The organism is Flavobacterium sp. (assembly GCF_044376915.1).
GTDB lineage: Bacteria > Bacteroidota > Bacteroidia > Flavobacteriales > Flavobacteriaceae > Flavobacterium.
Genome location: NZ_JBILKB010000064.1, coordinates 1 through 11,771, shown reverse-complemented (window position 1 = coordinate 11,771; position 11,771 = coordinate 1). Strand labels below are relative to the sequence as shown.

The window sequence follows — 11,771 nt, the reverse complement described above, 5'->3', positions numbered from 1 at the left end:
GAAATCATATTTAAAATTCCACCAATGTGTCCGTTTTCAACAGCATCTGGTTTGATCATTGTAAAAGTTCTATTACTTGCCATTTTTTTGTTTTTTATTGGGTGCAAAAGTAGCTATATTTCTTCAATAAGAGAAAAATTCTGCACTTATTTTTTTTGAACACTCCGTTTTGTAGACTTAGTAAACAAGAATAGTGAAATTTTGCGCAAAAGGCTGTAAAGATGTTAATAGTTGTTCGATTAATGTTGGACCAAATGCTTCATAATACATCGCAAAATTAGCCGTCCGTTCTTGTAAAATTCCCTTTGGAAACAACTCATTTTGCAATCCAGTAATTTGAGACAACTCATTAGATAATACTCTTTTTTCAGCTTTTAATAAACGCTTTTCTAAGGTGTCTAATCCTTTAATTTGTTTTTTTTCTTGTGCTGCAACAGCGCCAAAAAAGGATTTGTCAGTTTGATTTGCCATCAGGTACAATCGTTTAAATTGTAAGCGCAAGTGTTCTTTTTCTGCTTTAAAATCAATGGTAAACTGAGATTTTTCTTTCGTTTTTTTATTCAAAAGGGATTGTTGTGGTAAAAATAAATCTTCCCAATTGAGTGCTAATTTGCTCAACTTTGCAGCTTGTTTTTGAGTAGCCAAAAGCGCAGAATTCCGAAGCAACAGCATTGGAAAGGTTAGGTTGTATGCTTCAAAAGTAGATTTTAATTGCAACCAATATGCAATTTCACCGCCTCCTCCAATGTAGCATAGGTTGGGTAATAGCACTTCTTGGTATACGGGTCTCATGAGTACATTCGGACTAAAATGAGTGGGGTTTTTTTCCAATTCAGCTAGTATTTCGGCTTTTGTAAAAACAATAGAAGTCGAATTGACGTAGTAATTTCCGTTCTCATTGATTATCCGTTCGCGCAAATTATCTCCCAAGTAAAATAAATTGATGGCTCGTGGATTTACTTGAAGGGTATATTCGGTTAGTTTTGGAAGGGTTTCGGTTACTTTTTGATGAGAGATTTGTTCAACTAATTCTCTCTTTACATATGGAATAAAAAGTTTTTTCAATTCATCAGCATCACCATCTAGAATCACCAAACCGTCATTTTTAAATAATTCGTTTGCTAAATACCGTGTTGCATCGGCTAAGTTTTGATGGGCAACATAGGCTTTTTCAAAAAGGTCACACAGATAGGTAGCGTGATTTCCTAATCCTACTTCTTTTTTAAAGGTTTCAAGAACTGTTGCTGATTCTTCAGTTGCGAGGCGTCCAACAGCTCCTTTACTCTCCCGATTCCATTGTATTTTTTTGTCGTGATAATTAAAATAGTTTATTTCGTCAAAATCATGATCTTCGGTTGCCATCCAATAAATTGGGACAAAGTTTTGAGCAGGAAATTTTAATTTTAATTCTTTACACATATTAATAGTTGATACAATTTTGTAAAGAAAATAAAGTGGTCCAGAAAATAAATTAAGTTGATGACCTGTGGTAATCGTAAATGTATTTGATTGTTTTAAAAACTGAATATTTTGTGAAGTATATTCTGAAATTTCAAAATTTTCATATTGTTTTTCTAATGCCGAAACTAAAATTTGCCGATTTTCAAACGGAAAATTATTGCTTTTTTCTTCGATTTGGGCTTCAAAATTATTCAATTTTGGAAAGCGATTGTATAACGATTTTAACTCTGGTTTTTCATCCAAATAATCGACGATGAGTTTTGAAAAATAACCCGAATTTTGATACGTGATACAATCGTTTGACATTAGAAAATATTTTGTGCTAAAATACTAAATTTCTTTATGCAATAATCGCTTTTTGTAAGGATATAGTTTTTAAGAAAAAGACTATTTTTGCTAAAACTATTCTTTTGAAAGATATTCTCATCATAACACCACCTTTTACCCAACTGAATACACCGTATCCAGCTTCGGCCTACATCAAAGGGTTTTTGAATACCAAAAATATTTCTGCATTTCAGATGGATTTGGGTATTGAAGTAATTTTAGAAGTATTTTCAAAGAAGGGATTAACGCATATTTTTTCACCAAATACCTTACATCCATCAACCAACATCCAAAGAATTTATTCTTTAAAAGACGATTATATCAAAACCATTGATTCGGTAATTGCATTTCTCCAAGGTAAAAATCCGTCGTTGGCACGCCAAATTTGTGCCGGAAATTTTCTTCCTGAAGCGGCTCGATTTGACCAATTAGACGATATGGAATTTGCTTTTGGTTCGATGGGAATTCAAGACAAAGCCAAACATTTTGCCACATTATACTTAGAAGATCTATCCGATTATATTGTAGCCTGTGTAGATGAAAATTTTGGATTCAGTCGCTATGCCGAACGATTGGGTAGGAGTGCTAATTCATTTGACGAATTGTATGCTCATTTGTTAGAAGAACCAACTTATATTGATACAATTGCGCTTAAAATTCTCAACAAACGAATAGCAGAAGTAGCGCCTAAATTGATTTGTTTTTCGGTGCCTTTTCCCGGTAATTTATACAGTGCCTTTCGATGTGCGCGCGCAATAAAAGCCAATTTTCCTAACCTGAAAATTGCAATGGGAGGCGGTTTTCCCAACACCGAACTTCGCGATTTAAAAGATGTTCGCGTTTTTGAGTTTTTTGATTTTATTACTTTAGACGATGGAGAACTGCCATTGGAATTGCTTTATGATTTTATAGATCATTCACCCATAGCTTCTGAAATCCAGTTTAAACGTACCTTTCTTCTAGAGAATAATGAAGTTGTTTATAAAAACAATACCCTACGTGCTGATTATAAACAATCGGAAGTGGGGACACCCGATTATTCCGATTTGTGGTTAGATCAATACATTTCGGTGATTGAAATGGCCAATCCGATGCACAGTTTATGGAGTGATGGCCGCTGGAACAAACTGACAATGGCACACGGATGTTATTGGGGTAAATGTACGTTTTGTGACATATCATTAGATTATATAAAACTTTACGAACCCATAGCAGCTGCATTGATCGTGGATCGAATGGAAACCTTAATAGAACAAACCGGTGAAAATGGTTTCCATTTTGTAGATGAAGCGGCACCCCCTGCATTGATGCGTGAAGTGGCATTGGAAATTATCAAAAGGAAATTAGTGGTTTCTTGGTGGACCAACATTCGTTTTGAGAAAAGTTTTACCTCCGATTTGTGCTTGTTGTTAAAAGAGTCCGGTTGTATTGCAGTTTCGGGTGGCTTAGAAGTTGCGTCAGATCGTTTGTTAGCACTCATCAAAAAGGGAGTTACTGTTGAGCAAGTGGCGCAAGTGACACGAAATTTCACAGCATCCGGCATTATGGTGCATGCCTATTTGATGTACGGATACCCTACACAAACTGTTCAAGAAACCGTGGATAGTTTGGAAATGGTACGACAGTTGTTTGAATTAGGGGTGTTGCAAAGTGGTTTTTGGCATCAGTTTGCTATGACAGCGCATTCTCCAGTGGGAATGTTTCCTGAGGAATTTGGAGTAATTCCACTACAAAATCAAGTTACTTTTGCTAATAACGACATCAATTTTAAAGATAAAACAGGAATAAATCATGATAAATTTAGTTTTGGATTAAAGAAATCATTATTTAATTACATGCATGGCATCTGTTTTGATTATGAACTGCAAGAGTGGTTTGATTTTACGATTCCAAGAACTAAAATACCTAAAGATTACATATACAATTGCCTGCAAAATGATAAATCTTTTACTACAAAACCAACTGCACGAATTGTTTGGCTTGGTGGTCAACCTCAAGTTACGAGTAGTACTAAATCCAAAAAAGGCACCCATTGGAAAATGATGAAATTAACGTTTCACAACAAAACCAAATCTTTTGATGTGTTAGTATCTGAAAAGGAAGGAGTATGGTTGTTGTCTGTTTTAGAGAAATTGGCCATAGGAAATGAAAAATGGTTCTATTCTGATGTGAAAGCTGATTTTGAAAAACAAGGCGAAAATTTTGAATTGTTTTGGTATAGCAAACCTATGCTTTTGCTAAAAAGTGGAGGATTAATTACGTTGTAATTCAAATTATTAGACCAATATTTTAAATCCTTAAGACGCCCTATTTAATATTTGTTAATCATTTAAGACGCCCTAAATATCTTTTATTCAACTACAATTCCAAGTGTGGGTATATTCTTTTCTACGATAAAATAATGTTAAAACTCCTATAAATTAAGGGAGTTTTTTTATATTGCGTTCCCTTAATTTCGCTGAAAATAATACATCCTAAAATGAATCGGTACCAACTTATTACTATTTTCATATTTTTTACTTCATCTGCTCTTTTTTCCCAAAAGACCGTCAAGCATACAGTTGTTGAGGGAGAATCGGTTTATGTGATTGCAAAAAAATATGGTGTAACCGAATCCGATATTTATGAATTGAATCCCAAATCTAAAGGTACATTACTTCAGCTGAAAACGATCCTATTGATTCCCAACAAGCGCAAAACAGCTGAAGATAAAAAGAAAAAAACAGCACCAAAAAATAGTGATACACCAGAATTTCATACGGCTGAATCCGGAGAATCTTTATACAAGATTGCTGTAAAATATGGTATTTCATTAGAAAAGATTAAAGAAATGAATCCGAATATCAATCCCGAATCGATTCAAATAGGGGATAAAATTACTATTCTTGCTTCTAAAAAAATTGTAGCTGATAAAAAACCAAAAACCTTATCTAAAGTAGATCAACCTAATAAACCTATTCCGGTTTCTTCTACTGTTGTTTTGCCGACAGTAGTTTCAGCTCCCTTGGCGGTAATTCCAATGGTTTGTGAAGATGAATTGGGAAATACCATACATACCGTCCAAAAAGGGGAAACGTTGTATCGCATTGCCAAAATGTACAATGTAAAACTTAAAGATTTACAAGAGTTAAACGAGGAAGTTGTAGAGAATTTACCTGAGGGGTATTTGTTAATTGTGAAACTTGGAAATCTAGAACTTGAGAAGCATCAAAATATCGTAATTGAGAAACCTGTTGTAGCTCCTATTTCTATGGAAAATATGACCAAAGCAGAGTTTTTAATTGCAAAAGCTTCTGAATATATAGGCACTCGTTACCGTGGTGGAGGAACTACTTCCGCTGGTTTTGATTGTTCGGGTTTGATTTTTACTACCTTTAAAAATATTGACATGACTTTGCCGCGATCTTCGGGATCAATGGCAGTAGGAGCAGGAGTGAGAATAGAACGCGAACAGGCTCAAAAAGGTGATTTGATATTTTTCACAACCAACGGAAGAGGCAACATCAATCACGTGGGAATGATAACCGAAGTTTTGGGCGACGAAATCAAGTTTATCCATTCTTCAGTGCAATCAGGTGTAGTTATTTCATCTACAAAAGAACCTTATTATGCCAAGCGATTTATTCAAATTAATCGTGTTTTAACTGAATAAAAAAGCCACTTTATTGTGGCTTTTTTTATTGAATTTTTGATTTTTAATTGTTTTTTAAAAACGTATAAATTTCATCTTTCAACCTAACGCGATCCTTTCTTAATTTATTCAAAACATCATCAGATTTTGGATCTGCATCGGATTCGATATTGTAAATTTCGTGATCTAAAACATCATAACTGTCAAATAGTTTTCTAAAATGTGCACTTTCAACTTTTAACGCATGAATTTTTTCTTCGTATTCAGGGAAATCAATAGATAATTGGTGTTTCGTAATCATAATCCTATCATTTAATTTATTTAATCAAATTTATAAGCTATAGTTTTATAACCATATGATAATTATCATTTTTAAGAAAAAATCCTTACAAGAAATTGTAAGGATTTAATAGGGTAATTCAATTGTATTATTTATTATACAGGTTCAGCATATAAATCAAATTCAGTTGCATCAATTATTTTTAGATTCACAAAATCTCCTGTTTTTAAATAGAATTTTGAGGCCTCAACAAGCACTTCGTTATCTACATCCGGACTATCAAATTCGGTTCTTCCAATGAAATATTGGCCTTCTTTTCTGTCGATGACACATTTAAATGTTTGTCCTATTTTTTCCTGATTTAAATCCCATGAAATTTGTGATTGTAAATCCATAATTTCAGCTGCACGTGCTTGTTTTACTTCCTGTGGAACATCGTCTACAAGCGCATATGCTCCAGTGTTTTCTTCGTGTGAATACGTAAAACAACCCAAGCGTTCAAATTTCATTTCCTGAACCCAATCACGTAATATTTCAAAATCTTGTTGTGTCTCGCCAGGATAACCCACAATTAAAGTGGTACGAATGGCCATACCTGGAACACGCTCTCTAAATTCTTGTAATAATTTTGTGGTTTTTTCTTGGGTAGTACCGCGCTTCATGGATTTTAATATAGCATCCGAAATATGTTGTAAAGGGATGTCTATATAATTACAAATTTTTGGCTCGCGTTTCATCAAATCTAATACATCCATCGGAAAACCACTTGGAAATGCATAATGCAAACGAATCCATTCAATGCCTTCTACTTTGGCAAGATTTTCTAACAGTTCGGCTAGATTTCTTTTTTTATACAAATCCAACCCATAATAGGTCAAATCTTGTGCAATAAGTATCAATTCTTTTACTCCTTTTTTAGCCAAACCTTCTGCTTCTTTGACCAATTTTTCAATGGGTTGCGAAACATGTTTTCCGCGCATCAACGGAATGGCACAAAAACTACAAGGTCGATCACAACCTTCTGCTATTTTTAAATAAGCATAATTTTTTGGAGTAGTAGTCAATCGCTCACCTAATAATTCATGTTTATAATCGGCGCCTAAGGCTTTCAATAGCAATGGTAATTCTGTGGTGCCAAAGTATTGGTCTACATTTGGAATTTCTTGTTCTAAATCAGGACGATAGCGTTCCGATAAACATCCGGTAACAAAAACTTTATCAACTATACCTTGTTCTTTTTTATCTACATACTCCAAAATCGTATTCACCGATTCTTCCTTTGCATTGTCAATGAAACCACAGGTGTTGATGACTACAATATTTCCTTCAGTTTCATGTGCGACGTCTTTACCACTTGCTTTCAATTGCCCCATCAATACTTCACTATCATAGGTGTTTTTGGAACAGCCTAGTGTAATGACATTGATTTTATTTTTTTTTAACGATTTGGTTCTCATGTTTATTTATTTGATTCCGAATTCTCGGTTTGCAAAATTACATAAAAAAAACCACTTCAAAAGTAGAAGTGGTTTGTAAATAGGATGTATGTATTCTAAAAATGGATAGAATAAGTAACCGTTATATTATTATTAGAAGTTTGAACGTTAGCAGTATCGGTCATTCCCGATGATAACAGGGCTGCTTGTTGACTTCTGCGGTCGTTTGCAAAAGCAAAATCTAACTTACTGTCTCTAAATGTATAACCTAAACCAATTGAATAACCAATTAAGTCGCTCATGATACTAGTTGATTTATAAGGGCTTTCTTCAAATCGATAGCCTCCACGAACACTCCATTTTTTTATTTTATATTCTCCTCCAACACGCAGTTCATATGCATTTTTAAATTGTTGGCGCATTTGGGTGTTTAAAGAATTGAATAAGCCATCATTAGCAGGTTTAAATTTGATGTTGCTAAAATCTTTCATGCCATAATCGATACTCAAAAGTCCCTTTTTATGAATAATAAAGGCACTGCTAAAAGTAATTTTACTTGGTGTTTGAATTTTATACGCTGGATAAAGATTTACAACATTAGGTGCTATAACTTCTTGAAAATTATCAATCCCATCCGTAGTATTAACAATAAGGCGTTGTGTTAATTCATCCGTTAATCGATACCATGTAGGAGATTCATAAGCAATACCCGCTCTAAAAGATTCCGTAACTTTCAGAATTGCTCCTAAATTTAGGGAGAAGCCCGACCCAAAAGTGTATAGCTCGTTGTCAAATTGTAGCTCGGTAGCAGTATATCCATCAGTAAAAAGAGGATTGTTGTTGGATTCATATACTGAACTTGTTTTTACATAATCGGTAAAATGAGCATTCAAGTTCATCCCTAGAAATAATCTATTTTTGTATGAAGTGGCAATATTCGCAGAAAGTTTACCATTATAACCTGTACTGGTGACATAATTCTCTTGGTAATAATTTCCACCAGTAGGGACGTTTGAGTAATACGTGTCTGGTCCATCTGATTCAATTAAATAGGATTGATAAGCTAACATAGCCTGCTGTGCTGGAAATCCTAAGCCACTAGTTTCCCCCAAATAGGTGTATAAATTTGTAATAGTTTCATTATTTTGAAGTGTAACATATTCAACAGGAAGGCCTTGTGCCTTTTCCAAGAAATATTGGTCGATAGAGTTTGTAGGATTGGTTCCTGCCGAAAACAAGCGGTTGTCAAAGTCATTGGTATTGTCATAGTTCAATGCAAAAGCAATTTTTGACCAGTTATTTTTTTCAGTCGCATCATTAAAAACCAAAACAGCCCCTATTTGATTCAAATCAAGCGTGCTAAAGTTGGCTTTAGTTTTAGTGCCAAAATAATCGGATTGGTTTTTTATGTTATAAGAACTAACGGAAAAACTTGCGTAATTGTTTGAGAAAAATAAAGAGCCAGCCGGATTTACATTTATTGCAGACAAATCACCTCCTAACGCACCAAAAGCGCCACTCATGCCTCTAAATCTTGCTGTTCCTGTTAAATTATTCAAAGCGTAGCGTAAACCGTCTCCAGTTGTTGTTTCCTGGGCTTGAGTGAGCAATGAACTTCCTATTAATAGCGTTAAAATTATTTTTTTCATGTTGTAATAATTAGATCAAATTTAACCTCTTCCGCCTCTTCCGCCTCCACCACCAGAGCGGCCACCTCCGCCATAACTTCCTCCTGAAGAGCTGCTTCTTGGTGAAGAAAAATTGGAATTATTTCTTGGCTCTGAAGTTGTATTTCTTGGGGATACCGAATTATTATCCGGAGCATTAGATCTAGGACTAGATGATCTAGGATTTGCGTTAATTTGTGGTGTACTACGTGGATTTTGATTTGAATTTCGTGGGTTAAATGTTCTAGGCGTCCCAGTGTAATAAGGAGCAACTGTTCTTCTTCCAGGGTTGTAATTTGTTCCAATTCTTCCAGAACCTGAATTGTAGTAACCGCTTCCGCCTCTTCGTCCTCCGTTATAGGCTACATTTCTACCAACATAACCACCCCAGCCCCAGTTACCGCCCCAAGCTGGGCCATAAAAACCATTTCCGTACCAATTGTTCCATCCCCAGCCCCAATTAGGTCCGTACCAATTGTTCCAGCCCCAACCCCAGTTATTGCCATACCAAGAATTCCAGCCCCAACCCATATTGTTAAAACCCCAACCCGGTGAATACCAATTGTTCCATCCCCATCCATTATCATAATAGTTTATGGATACGTTTGAAGCATTGTTACCCCAACCTGCATAATTTTGATTGGAATATTCGGGGTCGTAATTGGTTATTGCGGTATCTTGTTGTCCTGAAGATTGATAAGTATTTACATCAGTAAAATAGGTGTATTCATCTTGCATTGCTCTAAATTTTTGAGCATACTCGTAAGATTTTGGGTCTGTATTTTCGTTGTTATTTTTTGAAACCTGTTCTTTTTTAGTTGTATTTGAGGAGTAAATACCATCATTGTCATAATAAGAAACGTTCTGGTATGATCCACACGATGTGATGATAATTGAAACTATTCCTATTAAGAAAAATCCATATTTTTTTAGACCAATAGTGTAATAAGTTCTCATAACTCTTTTTTTTATTGTTGGACACTTCAAATTTAACTATTTTTGCCAAACATTTTAGTTAAAATTTATATAAACAATTTTTGTGCCAAAATATTTATAATGAGTAAGAACTTAACAACACGAGCAGAAGATTATTCCAAATGGTATAACGAATTAGTGGTAAAAGCTGATTTAGCAGAAAATTCAGGAGTAAGAGGATGTATGGTGATCAAACCATATGGTTATGCAATTTGGGAAAAAATGCAAGCCCAATTAGATAAAATGTTTAAAGAAACCGGCCATAGTAATGCTTATTTTCCTCTTTTTGTTCCGAAAAGTATGTTTGAGGCAGAAGAAAAGAATGCTGAAGGTTTTGCGAAAGAATGTGCTATTGTTACCCATTATCGTTTAAAGAATGACGAATCACGTCCGGGAAAATTAATGGTGGATCCAAATGCAAAGTTAGAAGAAGAATTAATTGTTCGGCCAACTAGTGAGGCTATTATTTGGTCTACGTATAAAGGTTGGGTGCAGTCCTATAGAGATTTACCTTTGTTGATTAATCAATGGGCTAATGTTGTGCGATGGGAAATGCGAACGCGCTTGTTTTTAAGAACTGCTGAATTTTTATGGCAAGAAGGTCATACGGCGCATGCTACGCGACAAGAAGCCATCGAAGAATCGGAGAAAATGATGCATGTGTATGCCGATTTTGTTGAAAATTTTATGGCGATTCCAGTTATAAAAGGATTGAAAACCGAAACGGAACGATTTGCTGGAGCAGATGAAACCTATTGTATTGAAGCATTAATGCAAGACGGAAAGGCATTACAGGCAGGAACGTCTCACTTTTTAGGTCAAAATTTTGCGAAAGCGTTTGATGTTAAATTTGCCAATAAAGAAGGAAAACAAGAATATGTTTGGGGTACTTCATGGGGTGTTTCCACGCGATTAATGGGAGCTTTAGTAATGACGCATTCTGATGATAAAGGATTGGTTTTACCTCCAAATTTAGCACCTATTCAAGTGGTTATTGTTCCAATTTATAAAACAGAAGAGCAATTTGATGCCATTTCTGAGCAAGTAAATGGATTAACGGCTGAGTTACGAAAACTAGGAGTTTCTGTAAAATATGACAACCGTGATACTCAAAAACCTGGTTTCAAATTTGCAGAATGGGAATTGAAAGGAGTGCCCGTTCGAATAGCAGTTGGACCTAATGATTTAGAAAACGGTACCTATGAAATTGCGCGTAGAGATAATTTATCGAAAGAAGTGGTCGCTCAAGAAGGAGTAACTAAATATATTCAGAATTTATTAGCAACAATCCAAGATGAAATGTTTGCTGGCGCTTTGGATTATAGAAATAATCACATTACTCCTGTAGATTCTTTTGATGAATTCAAAGAGTTGTTGGAAACCAAAGGAGGTTTTTTATCGGCCCATTGGGATGGTACCGCAGCTACCGAAGAAAAAATTAAAGAATTGACAAAAGCAACCATTCGTTGTATTGCATTGGATCGTGTAGCAGAAACAGGGAAATGTATCTTGACAGGAGCTCCTTCAATAGGCCGCGTATTGTTTGCAAAAGCCTATTAAAAAAAAACTGTTTTTTTTATTTTAGCACTTGCAGGAATAAAAAATAGTTGTATTTTTGCACTCGCATTACAAAATAATGTAATGGCCCGTTCGTCTATCGGTTAGGACGCCAGGTTTTCATCCTGGTAAGAGGGGTTCGATTCCCCTACGGGCTACAAAAATAGAATTGGTTATCGGCCCGTTCGTCTATCGGTTAGGACGCCAGGTTTTCATCCTGGTAAGAGGGGTTCGATTCCCCTACGGGCTACAAAATTAGTTGTAAATAAGTTTTATAAAATAATAATTGGTGTCTCTGTTATTGTTTTATTAGTTAAAACCAAAGTGTTCGCCTAGGCAAATGTGGGAGGTTTTTCTTTTTTAACTAGTAGTTTATAACGATTATTACAATTAAAAAAAAAGAACAAAATGGCAAATCATAAATCTGCTTTAAAGAG

8 protein-coding genes, 2 tRNA genes and 1 pseudogene are annotated in these 11,771 nt (G+C 35.0%); 5 read left to right on the top strand and 6 right to left on the bottom strand.

Annotated features, from left to right (window positions below):
* A pseudogene (locus tag ACIQ6Z_RS07475) lies at positions 1–83 on the bottom strand (nucleoside-diphosphate kinase); the annotation flags it as partial.
* 94 nt (positions 84–177) lie between these two features.
* On the bottom strand, positions 178–1,767 hold the full coding sequence (gene bshC, locus ACIQ6Z_RS07470) for a bacillithiol biosynthesis cysteine-adding enzyme BshC (RefSeq protein WP_396210285.1): 1,590 nt from the start codon (positions 1,765–1,767) through the stop codon (positions 178–180).
* Between the two features lie 104 nt (positions 1,768–1,871).
* On the opposite strand from bshC, the gene ACIQ6Z_RS07465 reads away from it, so the two are divergent.
* Both ACIQ6Z_RS07465 and ACIQ6Z_RS07460 read left to right on the top strand, forming a co-directional pair.
* Entirely contained in the window at positions 1,872–4,055 is a 2,184-nt protein-coding gene (locus ACIQ6Z_RS07465) for a B12-binding domain-containing radical SAM protein (RefSeq protein WP_396210284.1), read from the top strand.
* Between the two features lie 212 nt (positions 4,056–4,267).
* Positions 4,268–5,440 carry a LysM peptidoglycan-binding domain-containing protein gene (locus ACIQ6Z_RS07460; RefSeq protein ID WP_396210283.1) on the top strand — a complete coding sequence of 391 codons (1,173 nt, stop codon included), beginning with the start codon at positions 4,268–4,270 and terminating at the stop codon, positions 5,438–5,440.
* A gap of 43 nt (positions 5,441–5,483) precedes the next feature.
* Here the strand turns inward: ACIQ6Z_RS07460 and ACIQ6Z_RS07455 are convergent, their stop codons facing one another.
* The 4 genes from ACIQ6Z_RS07455 to ACIQ6Z_RS07440 all read right to left on the bottom strand — a co-directional run bounded on the left by ACIQ6Z_RS07455 (position 5,484) and on the right by ACIQ6Z_RS07440 (position 9,759).
* The gene (locus tag ACIQ6Z_RS07455) at positions 5,484–5,720 is read right to left on the bottom strand and encodes a YdcH family protein (RefSeq protein ID WP_396210282.1); all 237 of its coding nucleotides are present in this window, start codon (positions 5,718–5,720) and stop codon (positions 5,484–5,486) included.
* A gap of 134 nt (positions 5,721–5,854) precedes the next feature.
* Positions 5,855–7,156, bottom strand: coding sequence for a 30S ribosomal protein S12 methylthiotransferase RimO (gene rimO / locus ACIQ6Z_RS07450; protein WP_396210281.1), 1,302 nt, complete (start codon positions 7,154–7,156; stop codon positions 5,855–5,857).
* 95 nt (positions 7,157–7,251) lie between these two features.
* Positions 7,252–8,784, bottom strand: coding sequence for an OmpP1/FadL family transporter (locus tag ACIQ6Z_RS07445; protein WP_396210280.1), 1,533 nt, complete (start codon positions 8,782–8,784; stop codon positions 7,252–7,254).
* 21 nt (positions 8,785–8,805) lie between these two features.
* The gene (locus tag ACIQ6Z_RS07440) at positions 8,806–9,759 is read right to left on the bottom strand and encodes a hypothetical protein (RefSeq protein ID WP_396210279.1); all 954 of its coding nucleotides are present in this window, start codon (positions 9,757–9,759) and stop codon (positions 8,806–8,808) included.
* A gap of 99 nt (positions 9,760–9,858) precedes the next feature.
* Here ACIQ6Z_RS07440 and proS point away from each other — a divergent pair, with 99 nt between their 5' ends.
* The 3 genes from proS to ACIQ6Z_RS07425 all read left to right on the top strand — a co-directional run bounded on the left by proS (position 9,859) and on the right by ACIQ6Z_RS07425 (position 11,584).
* Positions 9,859–11,337 (top strand): proline--tRNA ligase, encoded by a 1,479-nt coding sequence (gene proS / locus ACIQ6Z_RS07435; protein WP_396210278.1) that lies wholly within the window; start codon positions 9,859–9,861, stop codon positions 11,335–11,337.
* Positions 11,338–11,420: 83 nt separating this feature from the next.
* Positions 11,421–11,492 (top strand) — tRNA-Glu (locus tag ACIQ6Z_RS07430).
* 20 nt (positions 11,493–11,512) lie between these two features.
* A tRNA-Glu gene (locus ACIQ6Z_RS07425) sits at positions 11,513–11,584 on the top strand.
* Positions 11,585–11,771: the final 187 nt, after the last annotated feature.